The following is a 16,284-nucleotide window of genomic DNA, read 5'->3' on the forward strand; positions in this document are numbered from 1 at the left end:
CCGGCCGTACGTGCTCGGCAGTGAATCATGATGCAACGTGTGTGGCGAACCATGCCGGTGCACCCGAGCACTCAAAAAGCTATTTCCTAATGGTCACTTTTCCGTTCGTGCCGGGTGACCTCAGTCGTTATTCCTCTAGGCTTCTTCGAATATGAGCCATGATTCGAATTCAATCGCGCAGCGGCAGAACGAGCTCCGTGGCATTCTGCGTGAAATGGCGGTGGCAACTGAGTCGAGCGACTACTACGCATTGACACTTACCGTGAGCGAGGACGACCGAATCGTCTGGTCTGCTCAAACTGGATTCGTCGGAATGACGGAAACGAAGCCCGCACGAGAACTTCGCGCGCCATGCTTTGTTCGTGGCCAAGTAATGTTAGACCTTTGGCGAGATATCGGCACGCCGGGCGTCGCCGTAAATAACCGTCGACAACTCCTTGTATTCCTTCAACTCGGTGGCAACGCAATAATCGACCCAAGCTTGGTAAAAGAACACTTTGCGGAAATACTAGAGCCAAAAATTGTCGTTCCGACAGGATCATCGACTTCAACTCAGATCGAGAATGTACCGAAAACTGCTTTAAACCGCGCTCCAACGCGAAAGCTTCGTATGCACGTTCTGAAGCGGGATAATTATAGGTGTCGAATCTGTGGCCGCCGACCTGAAACAAACGTCGATATTGAATTGCACGTCCACCATTTTCGACCATGGGGACTTGGCGGCTTGTCGATCGAAGAGAATTTGATGACTCTATGCCATACCTGCCACGATGGTTTGGATCCGCACTTCGACATGTCATTGGCCTCCATATTTCCTGAAACTTTCACTAAACTGAACGAAATGATTGATGACTTAGATTCGATATCACGCCAACACTTTGCTGCTGTCAAACGCTATCAAGCGAAAGTCCGCGGAATTAGCGCGCGGCAGAGACTGATCGAGGAATAACAATCCATTGCACAGTCGCGGCAACCATGCCGGTTTTTGAAATCAACGTCAACCATCGCCACCCGGTTAATGTAAGCGTTCGGCCACTGGAGCTTGTGCGATGGAAATCGACGGAGAAGTAAAGCCTGCCCTCCAAGGCCTGACCCCGGCGAAGCCTGCTTCAAGCTGCCTACCACGCAGTGGAACCGGCGGACTAAGCTGTGTTCCGAAAGAGGAAAAGGGGGCAGAAGAGGAAAAAGGGGGCAAAGAGGAAAAAGGGGTCAGGACTCTTTTCCGGGATGCTTGTGAAGAGGAAAAGGGGTCAGGACTCTTTTCCGGGATGCTTGTGTAAATCGATCGCATGTCGCCTCGACCTCGAATCCACCCTCCGCCCCCGCGGAAGACCCAAGAAACAAGTCCCGATACCGAGAAAAGAGTCCTGACACCTTTTTTAACGCTTTTTTAATCGCCTCGTCTTCTCTGCCGTAGTCTCTCATGCCCCAGACGTCCATCGTACGAAATGATTCATCTCGATCAAGAAAACTGGTCGTCTCTTTACTGATCGCCGTTGCGGCATGCATTCTCGCCAGCCTCTTTTTCGCACCGCGATACAAACTTTGGGAGAGCTTTAACCTGCCCGAAGTCGACCGGTACTACGACACGCTGCGGCAGTTGGAAAACCCGTTTGAAAACACTCCGAATCATGTCAGCCGCGTCAATCAATGGCGATTGTTCTTTCCACTTATGGGCAACCTCGCGGGGCTGAGTGAATGGCAATTTACAACGCTTCCCTTCCTTGGATGCATTGCCGCTCTTTTTTACATTGCGATATTGTGCCAACGGGTTGGTATGCCAGTCCGTGATTGCCTGCTCGTCACCACCCTATTGGCAATGTCGCCATGGTATTTCGTTTCCACAGGTTGGCTCGCGTATTTTGATTCGTGGGTCGTCTTCTTTATGCTTGTCGCTGCCTTCAGCCAGAACCGAATTGCTGTCGTCATTGCATGTTTAATTGCTCCCTGGATTGATGAGCGGTTCGTGCTCGCCCTCCCTGTGCTTCTGGTCGTCCGTGCGACGTGGAACGACAAAATCAAGGCAGAGTCGGGAGCGATGAAAACAATGATTCCGTTGATCGGGATCGCGACTTCGGTTTACCTGGTCATTCGTTTCATTGCTCTTGCGACCGGAACGGATCCCGTCGCTCATACGTATGCATCCGAGCATCTCGCAATGATTCAATCGGTCCCGATCACAAATTTCCTGTTGGGGGTTTGGTTCGGACATCGCGTCACATGGCTATTTTGCATTGGCTTTTTGGTTTACGGTTACAAGAACTTCAGCCGTGTGACCTTCGCTCTTTATTCGCTTGTCATTTTGCTCACGACCGTTGGTGCGTTGGTTATCGCGGGCGACATGCATCGAAGTTTAGAGATGCTCTTTCCTGTCTGTTTAGCGGGGGCATTGTTAAGCAGAGAACTGCTTCAGGCTCGCTTCACTTACGCACTCGCGGCGGCGGTTGTGCTGAGTGCGTTACTACCCGCCAAGCACCAACTTTGGCAGGAAACCTACCCGATTCACTCACTTGCCTATGAGCTGCAAAGAGATTGGCCCAGCACATCCGAGCGAATTTACGCTGGAATTACGAGATCCAGTCATGTCGCGACGGAAGGGGATTTCGCGGGAGCCATGGTGATCGCCAACAAGTTGCTGGACATTGATGAGCGAGCAATTGAACCAAGATTGCATCGAGCACAACTGTTGGCATCGACCGGCAACTTCGATTTAGCTGAGCAAGATCTAGTGGCGGCATCGGAGTTGGATCCCGCCTCAGCCGACGCCGCCTTTTTCTATGGTTCCATGGCATTACAGCACGGCCGGTACCCCACTGCACTTTCGAAATTCCAGGATGCGTTGCGACTGGGCGGCAAGGATTGGCCAGGCCGATCCGATTGTCAGGCTGCCATACAATTTTTAACTCGCCGACCCGAATGACATGAAGGCAAATTGTTGCCATTTATCTACGCAGCGGACGCGTTCCTTTTCAAAAAAGAGTGCGTGAAACTTCCGCATCGCACTGTCACCATAAGAAACCGATGTTGCCCCCAGACGTAAAAATGGCGACAATGGGCGTTTTGCCAACAGGAGGTTGCAGTTTTGCCAACAGGAGGTTGCAAATGAATGTTATTATCGAAACAAGGGCCGTAAAGGCGCTGGCAGACTGGAAAGCCCAGTTTGCCGATGAAGTCGCTATGCAAGCAAAGTCCCTCGCCGCCAAGGGAGACACACCACTTCGTGTGACGCTGCACGATTATCAACAAGCAGCCCCGATTGTTATGCAGACGCTGATGGCTGCGATTGCTACTGAACAGGTCTCTAATGCCGACCGAAAAGCTGCCTGACGAAACTCTGGACACCGCGCAGGATGCGATCTCGGAAGATCACGATTTCTGGTCGCGACAGTTTCTCAAACACTTTGAAATCCACCTACTTGATTCGGTGTCGCTGCTTCGTGGTAAATCGCCCATCGAAGATTATCAGGAGGCGACAGTGCGAGCCGTCATCGAAACTCTCCACGATTCAGGGATGGAAATTGGGGCGTTCGTCGAACTCGTTGCCAAATCCCTCGCATCAGTGGAATTGGCTGAGCCAAAATGGCTTCCGCAGATGAACGATCGCCGGATGGAGTTGATTGATAAGCAGATTCAAGAAACCATCACCGTGGCCGAACTAATTGAACTCGCTCAACTGACCCAGGCGATGCGTGACTATGTTGATTCGGAGTCATCGCTGCCGATGGAAGGAGCGAAAGCCTTGCATCGCAAACTGCTTTCGATCCGTCGCGGAGACGCGAACGATTGATTTTTGATTATCCTGAAAAACGATCACAACGGCGACACGGGCCAGCGGGATACCGGCGTTGCGAGTCTTATCGTCCCTGGCTTCGCGATGAATTCTGTTTTCGCTGTATCTATTGCCTTAAACGCGAAGCGTGGGGGCAGGTGACAGGCGAATTTGAACTCGACCACTTCGAGCCCCAATCGGTAAGCCCGCAACGAAGGCTCGACTGTGCAAACCTCGTCTATGCTTGCAGTCGCTGCAACTTGGTGAAGTCAGGACATCTCACAAACGATCCGTTTGAATGGCTCACCCATCGTACCGTAACCTCATACATTGATGGCTCGATCGCGAGTGAAGATCCGGAAACACGGCGATTGCTTCTCCAGCTCGATCTAGATTCTCCGGCACTCAGAGGATGGCGTCAGATATGGATACGCATCGTCCATTTGGCTGAACAAGAGGACTCGGATCTGGCACAACTGTTGACGGGGTTTCCGTCACACCTACCGGATCTGAGCCGACTGAAACCGCCGAGCAATGAATCGCTTGAGGGAGTTGACCAGAGTTGGCATGCCAAACATCGGCGTGGCGAGCTTCCCCAGTGTTTTTAGAGCGAACTGTGAGGAGAGTTCGTTTGTCGAATGAATCAATAGCTACCGGTTCCCGTCCTCGAAGACGCGATAGGCGACGACGGCATATCGTTAGAAAAATCGACTTCTCATTATCGCGTTGCATCTGAGAGTTTACTGTCGTCGCTACTGCGACTGGTGTGCAGTTGAGCGACTACCATGATTGATGCATATTCGCCGGACGTCTCGGGACGTGCGATTTATAAGTTGATGTAGGGTGGGTCAAACAAAACCATGTGTCTGGTGGGTCGGCGTTCGCGATTCAAGGTCTGAAACAAAATCAGTTATTGAGTAGAGTTAGTCGGTTTTGCGACGCCCCACCAGTCACCTCACGAACTTGACCCACCCTACATCCATTCAGCCATTACTAGAATCATAAGAAATAAATCGCACGTCCTCTGACGTCCGTAGATGCAGCGTCAAGGGGAGTCCGGCAAAACGGGCGTCACAGGGTTTGTCAAAGATCCGATGGTTGGGATCTTTAGCAAGATCCACTACCGGAAACTCGTGAAGACAGGAAACGTGCGAACGCAGGATCTTTAGCAAGATCCACTACGGGAGGCTTGCGAATGAATGAACCGACTTCGGAGACGTCGCGCGACTGTGTTTTCTCCGAAGTCAGACTGCGATAGACTAGATGCAACCGTTCCCTTACCCCCGACCAAGATCAAATTGGATTTAACGCGATGAGCCGTGCTTTATTGGTGATTGATGTTCAGCAAGAGTATTTTGATGGCGCGCTGCCGGTGACCTATCCAGTCGGTCATCTCGATCAAATCTTGCGGGTGATGGACGAAGCGAAACAAGCGGGCGTTCCGACCGCCGTGATTCGGCATCATCAGGCCGATCCTGAATCGCCGATCTTTCGGCTTAACTCCGACGCATGGCAATTGCATCCCGAGGTCGAAAAGCGGCATCGCGATGTCTTGATCGACAAACAATTGCCAGGCTCGTTCACAAACACGAATCTGTCCGATTGGCTGAAGAAAGTTGATGCCGACACGGTGACGATCGCCGGTTACATGACACAAATGTGTTGTGACACGACGGCGCGTCAAGCGTTTCATCGTGGTTACAAAGTCGAGTTTCTGCGTGATGCAACTGGAACACTGGACGTTGCAAACGAAGCGGGATCGGTGACCGCCCAGCAGCTGCAAGACTCGATCTTGGTGTCGCAACAGATGTTCATCAGCGAAGTGATCGCTACCGACGCATGGCTCGAACGACTGCGGTAAACGACACCGTACCCGAGGAATCCTGAGTGACCAGAGTTTTTTTGCGACAGCGTTTGCTGTGCCAGAGCCTAGCGATACGGCGAAGGATCGAGCGACTATACTAGTGAGCTATGGGGCAACGTCCGCCCGAAAACACTTGAGTCGCCTGTTCGATGGACTGTCGGTGGCCGTTTGCGCTCAAATGAAGGTTGTCGATGAAACCGCCACATTTGAGGTGGCTCTTTCTCGCCATCCTCCTGCTCGCCATCGTCGCATTTGTCTTCGGGCGGTCTCGCTATTCCGACGCAAGTCGCCGGCCGATTCGCGTTGGAATTTTGCACTCCGAAACAGGCACCATGGCGGTCAGCGAATTGCCCGTTCGCGATGCAACGCTGATGGCAATCGAAGAAATCAACGCCAACGGCGGAATTCTTGGCCGCCCCATCGAAGCGGTCATCGCCGATGGAAAATCCGATGAGACAAACTTCGCGCAGCAGGCCGAACGGTTGATTCTAGAAGAAAAGGTGAGCGTCGTATTTGGCTGCTGGACCTCGGCTAGCCGCAAGACCGTACGTCCTCTTTTTGAACGCTACCAGCATCTATTGTTCTATCCCGTCCAATACGAAGGACTCGAGCAATCACCAAACATTGTCTATACGGGCACAACTCCGAATCAACAAATCCTTCCAGCAGTAAAATGGTGTTTCGATGAACTTGGGTCCAAGACCGTTTTTTTGGTGGGTTCGGACTATGTCTTCCCTCGTACGGTAAATAACATCATCCGGACTCAGATTAGCGCGTTAAGTGGCGAAGTCGTCGGCGAAGAATACATGCTGCTCGGCAGTGAGCAGGCCGACTTGATTGTCGAAAAGATTGTCGCCAAGCAACCGGATCTGATTTTGAACACGTTGAACGGCAACAGCAACGATGCGTTTTTCGCGGCGCTGCGTTCGGCAGGCATCTCTTCCCGCGACATTCCCACGATGTCGTTCAGCATTGCCGAAGTCGAGTTGCAGAGCATGCAGAACGATCAGATGGCCGGCGACTACGCCGCGTGGACCTATTTCCAAAGTATTGAGAGCGAACAGAACACCAAGTTTGTGAAGCGATTCCAAGACCGATTTGGCGACGACCGCGTGACCGATGACCCGATCGAAGCAGGCTACTTTGGCGTCCACTTGTGGAAGCAAGCCGTTGAAGACGCGGGCACCGACGACCCGACTACGGTACGATCCAAACTCGGCAACCAGAGCTATCCAGCACCGCAAGGCATCGTCTCGATTGACCCTGAAACTCACCACACTTGGAAAACGCTTCGGATTGGACGCATCGGAAAAGATGGCCAATTCGACGTCGTTTGGACCTCGGACTATCCCGTACGCCCGGTTACGTTTCCGATCTATCAATCGCGTGAACGGTGGGAACGGTTTCTCGAGCAGATGTTTTTAGATTGGGGGCACAGTTGGTCTAACTCCGCTGACTCGGAGAACGTCAACCTATGATTTCTCGCCGTCTACTATCCCGATTGATTGCATGGTTCTTGGTGATCTCGCTTGCTCCGTTGGCCATCGTCGCTTCGTTGGCCCACTTTAGTGCGGAACATGCGCTGCGAAACCAGATCCAGAATCATTTGTGGGCCGCTGCGGATAGCAAGTCGCTGCAAATCTATGACTTTTTCCAAGAACGCATCGACGATGTCACAACGTTGGCCCAGACTCCTGATGTCGCCGATGCACTGGAGGTTCTCTCGACCGCGAACGACAACCCAGACGATGCGATCACAGCAGGAGCCAATTTACGTAAGTTGTCAAAGTCGTATCTTGAGCGCGGTGGGTACACGGACCTGTACCTCGTTTCCAGTAGTGGAACGCGTATATTTTCGACAGATTCCGACGCGAATGGAGATCTTGATCAAAACAGGCTCCTATCCGGGGAGTTATTGAAGATCGCCAACCGAGCGGCCACGCTACTCGATTCGTCGGTTTCCAATCCCATCGCGATTTCCGCATTGAGCCAGATTCGTTTACTCGCGGCGCCCGTGACACAAGAAGATACTGTTGTCGGCGTCGCTGTTCTTGCCATCAGTGATGAACGGATCAGTTCGCTCATTCACGACTACACCGGACTGGGGCAAACCGGAGAGTCGTTGCTCGGATCTCGCGTGGGCAACGAAATTGTCTTTGCAACCTCTACACGGCACGATTTGGAAGCGGGTTTTCGGCGGCGACTGAAGATGAATTCGCAACCGCAATTATCGATGCAACTAGCCGTGCAAGGATACCGAGGCAGCGGTGAAACGATTGACTATCGTGGCGTCCCTGTGCTGGCAGTTTGGCGATACGTCCCCTCGTTTCGTTGGGGTATGGTGGTGAAAATCGACTCCAGCGAAGCACTCGCTCCGGTGCGTACGCTGCGCACACAGAGCCTAGTTATCGCCGCGTTGGCGTTCCTAGCCGTGGTAACCATTGCGTTTTTTGTCTCGAGCTCGATTTCTCGACCGATTGTCAACTTAACAAAATCAGTGCGTCGAATGAGTGACGGGTCACTCGACGAACGGGTTGTCGTCGAATCTCGCGATGAGATCGGTGACTTGGCGACTGAGTTCAATCAGATGGCCGAAACGCTCAGCAAGAATGTGCGAGAGATTTCGGAGCAGAAAAAGCACACCCAAACGATTCTCGACTCGACCGCGGATGGGATCGTGTCTCTGATCGCGGATGGCGAAATCCGTTCGTTCAACATAGCGGCGGAAAAATTATTCGACATCAAAGCGGACGAGATCATCGGGCACCGTTTGCAGAGTCTTTCTCCAGCACTGGCAAATGCGGTCGAACACGTGCCAACCAACGGCGAGACGATCGCCGAGATCACGAATACCGATGGCACGACCATTTCCTTGGCGGTCCGGCAATCGGAAATGCAGTCCAGCGAAGGACGATTGACCATTCTGACGCTACAAAACATCACGATGCGGCAACAGGCCGAAGCCGAGCGAGCGAGACTATTCGCTGGCATCCGTGATGCCGTCAAACAACTCTCTACCGCCAGCCAAGAAATCCTTGCCTCGACGACGCAGCAGGCTGCAACGTCGCAGCAACAGGTCGCGATGGTCTCGGAAATCACCGCCACCGTTCACCAAATTGCAACAACGGCGAATCAGGCCGCGGACGAAGCCAAACACGTGTCGCAATCCGCCCACCAAGCTGACGAAGTAAGCCAAGCGGGTTTGAAATCGGTACGTGATACGATCCAAGCCATGCACAACGTACGAGAACAGTCAGGGTCGGTTGGAAAAGCGATCTTGTTACTCGCCGAACGTTCACAAACAATCGGAGAATTCCTCAGCAAGGTAACAGACATCGCCGAACAAACAAACGTGTTGGCGCTGAATGCCGCCGTGGAAGCTTCACGGGCGGGTGAACACGGAAAAGGATTCGCCGTCGTCGCGAGCGAAGTCAAATCATTGTCGGCACAGTCCAAGCAAACCGTTGTCGATATCCGCGCCATCTTGATGGACGTTCATCAAGCGATCGCGCAAGTCGTAACGACCGCCGAGCAAGGTTCACAATCAATTGACCAGGCGAGCGAGGTGGTATCGCACGCCGATGACGTGATCCGAACGCTGGGAGATACCATCAACACGGCAGCAATGGCCGCGACCAAAATTGTTGCAAGTGTAGCAGAGCAAGCCACCGCATTATCTCAAATCAACACCGGGATGTCTCAGGTCGAACAGGGGACTCAGCAAACACTTGCGGCCAATCGACAAGCCGAACGCCTAGCTCAAGACCTGAACGAATTGGGCTCTCGATTGGTCACTCTGATCCAGGACGGCGATGTCAGATGAGCAGATCTTTTACAACATGCCCGTGCACGTCGGTCAAGCGATAATCGCGGCCTTGGAAACGATAGGTCAGCTGTTCGTGATCGAAGCCCAGCAAGTGCAAAATCGTTGCCTGCAAATCATGGACGTGCACCGGATTTTCCGAAACCGAAAACCCAAGCTCATCCGATTGACCGTAATCGAAGCCGCCTTTGACACCGGCACCGGCCATCCACATCGTGAACGCGTCGGGGTAATGATCACGGCCGAGCACCTTGCTGCCGGCCGTTCGGCCTTCTCGAAACGGGGTGCGACCGAACTCGCCGCCCCACACGATCAACGTGTCTTCGAATAATCCACGTTGTTTCAAATCTTTGATCAACGCGGCGATTGGCTTGTCCATGGTGGCACACTTTTTGGTCAATCCGTCGGTGATTCCCGTATCGGCTCCGGTGCCGTGGAAATCCCAGCCCCAATCAAACAACTGGACAAAGCGGACGCCCGACTCGACCAAGCGTCGCGCCAACAAACAATTGTTCGCCAGACTCGAATCACCTGGCTTCGCTCCGTATTCGTCGAGCGTCGCCTGCGTTTCTTGCGAGATATCCATGACCTCGGGAACCGCAGTCTGCATACGAAATGCGAGCTCGTATTGCGAGATACGCGTCAAGGTTTCAGGATGTCCCATCTCCGCCGCTTGCAGTTCATTCAGGTCATGAAGCGCGTCGAGCGTTTTGCGACGCATTTGACGATCCATCCCATTGGGGTCTGATGCATAGAGCACTGGGTCGCCCTTGGATCGGCACTGAACCCCTTGGTAAACCGACGGCAGAAACCCATTTCCGAAGGATGCTTTACCGCCGTTGGGCTGAACTCCGCTTGAGATCAGCACCACAAAGCCCGGCAGATTTTCGTTCTCGCTGCCCAGCCCATACGTCACCCAAGAACCCATCGACGGACGGCCCGAGCGTGGCGAACCCGTGTAAACCAACAATTCCGCCGGAGCGTGATTGAATTGGTCGGTGTACATCGAATGAACCATACAAAGATCATCGGCGATGCCATGAAAATGAGGAATCGCGTCGGACATCCACGTTCCATGCTTGCCGACTTGCGCCCACTTCCGTGGCGACCCCATCAATTTTGGTGTGCCGCTAGTAAAGGCAAATTCACGTCCCGCTAAAAACTCGGCTGGACAATCTTGGTCTGAATGCTGAGCCAAGCTGGGCTTGTAATCATACATGTCCAAGTTCGGTGGCGAACCGGTCATGTGCAAATAAATCACTCGCTTTGCTTTGGCTGGAAAATGGGGTTGCCGCAGCATTAATGGATCGGCGACAGGCTTCCCCGCGGTAACGCCGGCGGCCTTCGTATCGCCCATCAAGGATGCCAGCGCGATCCCGCCCAGCCCCGCAGCGGATTGCTGGAGGAAGTGACGACGTGTTTGAATCTGCAGTTGTCTGAGTCTTGGGTGCATGGTTCTTCCTATCGTTTCATCAACAATTCGTCGAGATTTAGCATCACATTTCCGACCACGGTCCAGACCGCAAGCTCCACCGCGTCGGCTCCCTCGGGCACGTCGCCAATCGGGTCGGTTGCCATCTGTTTGGCCGCAGCGGGGTCCGCTGAAAACGCGGCACTCGCTTCATCGACAAGCTGAGTGATTCGTTTGATCTCCACTTCGTTGGGATTACGAATCAGAGTGGTTTGAAAAATGAATTGAATTCGCTCTTCAGTTGTTTTTGCTGCTGCCACTGTACGCCGCGCAAGCGACTGAGCGGCTTCGATGTAGACGGGATCATTCAGCGTCACGAGGGCCTGCAGTGGCGTGTTCGTGCGAATTCGCCGAACGGTGCAAACATCACGGTCCGGAGCATCAAACTGGGACATTGACGGATAGGGACTCGATCGCCGCCATGACGTATAAATCCCAGCTCGATAACGGTCGTCGCCCTCGCTGGTTTTCCAATCCGTGTCACCTCCGAACGCCGCTCGCAGTCCCAATTCGGGTTGCGGTGGATTGACCGGTGGACCGCCCATTTTGTCGCTCAACAACCCGGCAACGTACAGAGCTTGATCGCGTACCATTTCGGCCGAAATGCGGAAACGAGGGCCGCGAGCAAGCATCCGGTTCATCGGATCGCTTTCTTGCTGCTGCACGCTCGTCACCGAGCTTTGCCGATAGGTCGATGACATCACTAACAATTTCAAAAACGCTTTGATGTCCCAACCGTTTTGCTGCAGCTCGGTCGCCAACCAATCCAGCAATTCGGGATGCGATGGCAATTCGCCTTGCGAGCCAAACTCTTCGCTCGATTCGACAATCCCGATCCCGAAAATCTGTTCCCAATGGCGGTTTGCGATCACACGTGCCGTCAACGGATTGTCCTCATCGACTAACCAATGAGCAAGGTCCAAACGATCGGGCGTTTTGCTGTTTCGCAGCGGATGAAACACGGCGGGCGTCCCCTCGCTGACCTCGTTACCAAGACTCGTGTAACTTCCTCGCAGTTGGATATGCGTTTTGCGTCGCTCTTTCTCCGCAAGCTGTTGCATGATTGGCGTGGTGGTCGCCGGTTTCATCTCGCGGAGCTGGGTTTCCAATTTTGCGTGCTGTTTGCGAATCGGATCCAACGAGGGTGCGATGCTGCGATAGTAGGCGGCAAGTTCTGCTTGCTCACTCGCAGAATACGATCGCATTCGGACCGCTAACAATGTTTGAATCTTCAGCGGCAAGGCGGCCCATTTGGTAACGCCTTCGTCAAACGTCATCGCAACACGAAACTGATTGAGCAAGTGTTTTGCATGGACCGATTGCTGATCCAAAGTCAACGTCAATGTTCCATTGCCAAGTTTCAGAGGCCGATCAAGCACCAAGGTCAATTCATGAGCCGAACCGATTCCGCCTGCGATCGCCCATCCCTTTTTGTCATCAATCTTGTCGGCCAGGATGCTGGCGGCCGTAAATTTGGGTTGTTCAAAATCGGCAAATGCCGAAACAAAACGAAGCGAGGTTTTTCCGGACGTACTTAGTTCCAAGCTTGGCATTGGCAACGCTTCGGGCGACTGTTGCCAAATCACGTTGCGATCTTGATCGAGCAATTGCAGTGTATATCCCGCCAATCGGCCCGAGATGCTACCGCCACCATCGGTGCGATTCCACAATCCAATTCGGTCGACGGGGAGCTCAGCGCCCAGATCCACTTCCAACCAGGGATTATCTTCGATTTGGGTATGCGTGACCGAACGATCTTGGAAATTGCCACTCGTGTTGTCATCGATCGCAAACTCGGCGGGCCCGTTAAAACCGGTGGAACTTTGCGTCACCGTGCCTGAAAGTGCAACGTTCTGGTCACCGCTGAAAACTTGCAATTCGGCAACATGCAAAATCCGCTGCTTGCCGGGAAGCTCCAAGCGAACGAACCTCGCATCCATCGGCGTCATGTCGCTGGGCGTCCATGTCGCCGAGACTTTGGAAAGGACAAAATTATCGGCTTGTTCTTTGCCTACCTCTAATTTCAACCCGACAAGCGACCGTGAGCCTGCGGGAGCCGCGTTGGATTGGCCCGCGTTGGATTGGTCCACGCTGGATTGGTCCGCATCAGTCAAGTGAGAATCGTTAATCGGAAATTGCAGCGTATACGTATCACGATCTGCTTTTTCGCCACTCGCGGTAATCCAACCCTCGTCATCCGTAACCAGTTGGCGGTCGTGAGCGGCTAACTCAGTGGGAACCAGAGGTGACCACTCAGGTTGCTCGCGAATCGACTTCATCCACTCGGCTTGTTGTTTTTCAAGATCGGGGGTCGATTTATTCAATTGCGATGCGAGCTGAGCGATTTGAGTGCGTAAGGATTGCTTCAACTCAAGTTGTTCTTCGAACCAAACTTCGTGCAACGGGCTTTCGTCGCGGCGATCACGGTCGGCGGACTGGTTAAAGAAGGCAAAGAATTTGAAATACTCGTCATGCGTGATCGGGTCGTATTTATGGGTATGACATTGAGCACACGCCATGGTGGTTCCCATCCAAACAGCCATTGTCGTGTTGACACGATCGACCACCGCGACATTTCGAAACTCTTCGTCGTTCGTGCCGCCTTCGCTGTTCGTCATCGTGTTTCGATGAAACGCGGTGGCGATCAATTGTTCGTCGGTCGGGTTGTCGAGCAAATCACCAGCGATTTGTTCAATCGTAAATTGGTCAAACGGTTTGTTATTGTTTAGCGAATCGATGACGTAATCGCGGTACGCCCAAATCGTTCGCAAGGGATCATCGGCGTACCCGGCAGAGTCGGCGTAGCGAGCCAAATCGAGCCACACACGGGCCCAACGTATACCAAACGCGGGTTTGGCCAGCAGTTGATCGACGTACTTTTCATACGCGTTTGCATCAGAATCATTCACAAACGCCTGAGCTTCTTGCCAGGTAGGCGGTACTCCGGTCAAATCGATCGCCATTCGGCGAGCCAGCGTCAAACGATCCGCCTCGGGGGACGGTTTCAACTGGTTGGCTTCGAGCTTGGATAGCACAAACGCGTCGATCGGATTACGCACCCATTCGGTTTGCTCGACGTGTTGCTTAATTAGGGGCAGGGCAGGGCGGGTCGGTTTTTCGTAGGCCCAATGCTTGGCATAGCTGCCGCCTTGTTTAATCCAACGACGCATCAGATCGATCTCGCCTTTGGACAGACGTTTGCCTTTCTCCTCCGGAGGCATCCGCATGTCTTCGTCGTCGGTGGTCAACCGGGCAATCAGCTCGCTGTCGTCCGGATCGCCTGGTTTGATCGCGACATAGCCACCGAGATCTTCACGCGAACCGTCCTCGGTATCGAGTCTCAGTCCGGCGGCACGTTGGTCTTCGTCCGGCCCGTGACAGGCAACACAACGCCCAAACAAGATCGTGCGAATGTCGCGATTGAAGTCGACAGGCTTGTCTGCGGAACAAACACCTGCGGTAAAAACTCCGCAGACGATTGGCATGAGATAGCGGAAACATGAAGGTATCGATTTCATGAAAACCTAGAAGGACAAAATGGAAGGAGGTCACAATGAGGCAAACGCTCACAATAGACTCGAGAGTCCTCAAGACGCGTGGCCGAGCTGGACGAAACGGGGTAGGAAGGAACGGGAGGACTCGCGTGACAAGCGGCGAGGTGGGCTCGTGGCAAGTCGAGCGTCCCATTCATTTTAGCAAGAATCGGACTTCACCCCCTACCCAGAAACCACTTGCCCCATGTTTTGGTGGACAATTCCATCCGATTTCTTGTTAATGCAACATCCCCCCAAGCGGCGGTTTGTGACCGCGACAGAAAGTGAAACCGAAACAATCCTCATAAACCGCAAGAAGTGAAGAAATTGGACGATGTTTGATGGCAATGCTGTCTCAAATGAAGTGCCCTTTTTGCCGAGTGCTAAGCCAAACCTAAGCTTTTTATGTACGGTGTGAACAGTGGCAAATTGCTCATTTGCTTCAGTCCGCCCATTTCAATTCCCGGTCTGGAAGAAGCGCTCCCGATGCAGGATCCCCTTGAACAAATCGAATCAAACGTGCGTGGTTACGCGCGTCTGTTCCCAGCGGTGTTTAACAAAGCCGTGGGTTCCACTATTACCGACACGGAGGGAAACGACTTCATTGATTTCTTCTGTGGCGCAGGGTCTCTGAATTACGGGCACAACAACCGACAAGCCAAGGCAGCCCTGCTCGAGTACATCCAAGCCGATGGGATTCAGCATTCACTTGATACCGTCACCGCAGCCAAAGTGGACTTTCTCGAAGCGTTTGAGCGAATCATTCTGAAACCTCGCGGGCTCGATTATCGCGTTCAATTCACCGGTCCCACCGGAACCAACGCAGTCGAAGCCGCTGTCAAACTTGCGCGCAAGCAGACGCAGCGTTCGCATGTCGTTGCGTTCACCAACGCCTATCACGGGCACTCGCTTGGCGCGTTGGCATTAACAGGCAATCAGTTCTACCACAGCCAATTTTATGGCTCGCACAACAACGTCACGCATCTGCCATTTGATGGCTACATGGATGACTACGACACGTCGCTGCTACTAGAAAAAATGCTCGACGATGCGAGCAGCGGGTTGCCGAAACCGGCGGCCGTGATTCTTGAAACAATCCAAGGCGAAGGCGGTGTGAATGTTGCCAGCGACACTTGGCTCCGGCGGGTGGCATCGCTTTGCAAACAACACGGCATCCATTTGATCGTCGACGACATTCAAGTCGGCAACGGCCGCAGCGGAAAGTTCTTTAGTTTCGAACATGCCGGCATTACCCCTGACATCGTCTGTGTTTCCAAATCGATTGGCAGCGGGATGCCGATGTCGATCGTGTTAATCCGTCCGGAAATCGATGCCTGGAAACCGGGTGAACATACCGGCACGTTCCGCGGCAACAACTTGGCGTTTGTCTCGGCACGAGCCGTGCTCCAGTACTGGAACGACCCGAGCTTTGAGCAACAAATTGAAGATCGTAGCCAAATCGTGCAAGCGAAGTTAAAAGCCATTTGCGGTAAACACACCGATCACTCGCTAAGCGTTCGCGGACGTGGATTGATCTGGGGTTTGGATATGCGATGTGGCGATCTTGCCAGCCAGACGATTCAAAATGCATTCGACCGGGGATTGTTGATTGAAGGAGCGGGAGCGTTTGACGAGGTGTTAAAGGTGATGCCCGCACTGACGATCGATACGTCATACTTGCAAGATGGACTACAAATTCTTGCGTCCGCGGTCGACGCCGCCATCGCCAAGGTAAACTATCGTCCATCCAAAACGCCGACTTCGGTGAATTAAAACGTTTGTCAGACAGCGAGTCGTTCTCAATCACAAACGTTGATCCCCGTA

11 protein-coding genes are annotated in these 16,284 nt (G+C 53.2%); 9 read left to right on the forward strand and 2 right to left on the reverse strand.

What is annotated here, in order from left to right:
- Positions 1-151: 151 nt before the first annotated feature.
- The 8 genes from SH528x_RS32655 (at position 152) to SH528x_RS32690 (ending at position 9,456) form a co-directional block, all read left to right on the forward strand.
- Positions 152-949, forward strand: a complete 798-nt coding sequence (locus tag SH528x_RS32655) for an HNH endonuclease (RefSeq protein ID WP_442507602.1) — start codon at positions 152-154, stop codon at positions 947-949.
- Positions 950-1,423: 474 nt separating this feature from the next.
- Positions 1,424-2,920, forward strand: a complete 1,497-nt coding sequence (locus SH528x_RS32660) for a tetratricopeptide repeat protein (protein ID WP_442507603.1) — start codon at positions 1,424-1,426, stop codon at positions 2,918-2,920.
- A 182-nt stretch (positions 2,921-3,102) separates the two neighbouring features.
- The gene (locus tag SH528x_RS32665; protein ID WP_442507604.1) at positions 3,103-3,327 is read left to right on the forward strand and encodes a hypothetical protein; all 225 of its coding nucleotides are present in this window, start codon (positions 3,103-3,105) and stop codon (positions 3,325-3,327) included.
- Entirely contained in the window at positions 3,305-3,787 is a 483-nt protein-coding gene (locus tag SH528x_RS32670) for a hypothetical protein (RefSeq protein WP_442507605.1), read from the forward strand. The genes SH528x_RS32665 and SH528x_RS32670 overlap by 23 nt, the downstream gene beginning before the upstream one ends.
- Entirely contained in the window at positions 3,784-4,377 is a 594-nt protein-coding gene (locus SH528x_RS32675) for an HNH endonuclease (RefSeq protein WP_442507606.1), read from the forward strand. Before SH528x_RS32670 ends, SH528x_RS32675 begins: the two co-directional genes overlap by 4 nt.
- A gap of 704 nt (positions 4,378-5,081) precedes the next feature.
- Positions 5,082-5,630: a cysteine hydrolase family protein gene (locus tag SH528x_RS32680; RefSeq protein ID WP_442507607.1), complete on the forward strand. Its 549-nt coding sequence runs from the start codon at positions 5,082-5,084 to the stop codon at positions 5,628-5,630.
- A gap of 194 nt (positions 5,631-5,824) precedes the next feature.
- Complete coding sequence (locus SH528x_RS32685; protein WP_442507608.1) at positions 5,825-7,111, forward strand: urea ABC transporter substrate-binding protein; 1,287 nt, start codon at positions 5,825-5,827, stop codon at positions 7,109-7,111.
- On the forward strand, positions 7,108-9,456 hold the full coding sequence (locus tag SH528x_RS32690; RefSeq protein ID WP_442507609.1) for a methyl-accepting chemotaxis protein: 2,349 nt from the start codon (positions 7,108-7,110) through the stop codon (positions 9,454-9,456). Before SH528x_RS32685 ends, SH528x_RS32690 begins: the two co-directional genes overlap by 4 nt.
- Here the strand turns inward: SH528x_RS32690 and SH528x_RS32695 are convergent.
- Both SH528x_RS32695 and SH528x_RS32700 read right to left on the reverse strand, forming a co-directional pair.
- The gene (locus tag SH528x_RS32695; RefSeq protein WP_442507610.1) at positions 9,449-10,909 is read right to left on the reverse strand and encodes a DUF1501 domain-containing protein; all 1,461 of its coding nucleotides are present in this window, start codon (positions 10,907-10,909) and stop codon (positions 9,449-9,451) included. The two genes, SH528x_RS32690 and SH528x_RS32695, sit on opposite strands and share 8 nt — an antisense overlap.
- An 8-nt stretch (positions 10,910-10,917) precedes the next feature.
- Positions 10,918-14,412 (reverse strand): DUF1553 domain-containing protein, encoded by a 3,495-nt coding sequence (locus tag SH528x_RS32700; RefSeq protein WP_442507611.1) that lies wholly within the window; start codon positions 14,410-14,412, stop codon positions 10,918-10,920.
- Positions 14,413-14,946: 534 nt separating this feature from the next.
- On the opposite strand from SH528x_RS32700, the gene ectB reads away from it, so the two are divergent.
- Positions 14,947-16,233, forward strand: a complete 1,287-nt coding sequence (gene ectB / locus SH528x_RS32705; RefSeq protein ID WP_442507612.1) for a diaminobutyrate--2-oxoglutarate transaminase — start codon at positions 14,947-14,949, stop codon at positions 16,231-16,233.
- Positions 16,234-16,284 lie beyond the last annotated feature (51 nt).

Origin of the sequence: Novipirellula methanifontis (assembly GCF_052161655.1) — a bacterium.
Taxonomy (GTDB): domain Bacteria; phylum Planctomycetota; class Planctomycetia; order Pirellulales; family Pirellulaceae; genus Novipirellula.